At 66.7% G+C, this 246-nt stretch carries 1 protein-coding gene; it reads left to right on the top strand.

Translation table 11 applies throughout. The annotated features are described in order from the left end of the window. Positions 1–246, top strand: a 246-nt coding sequence (locus AC0L3U_RS40015; protein WP_473365213.1) for a uroporphyrinogen-III C-methyltransferase, incomplete at both ends; no start/stop codon positions are given.

The following is a 246-nucleotide window of genomic DNA, read 5'->3' as shown; positions in this document are numbered from 1 at the left end:
CGGGTGTATGTCGGCAAGCGACGCGCCGAGCACGCCGTGCCCCAGGACCAGATCAACCAGCAACTGGTGGACCTGGCCAAGCAGGGCAAGCGCGTGCTGCGCCTCAAGGGCGGCGACCCGTTCATTTTTGGGCGTGGCGGCGAAGAAATCGAAGAATTGGCGGCCCATGGCATTCCGTTCCAGGTGGTGCCGGGCATCACGGCGGCCAGTGGTTGCGCGGCGTACGCGGGCATTCCGCTGACGCAC

The sequence above is a fragment of the Bradyrhizobium sp. Kon69 genome (assembly GCF_055807515.1).
Note: the sequence above shows the minus strand (reverse complement) of the source record. Positions and strands in the feature narration are given on the sequence as shown.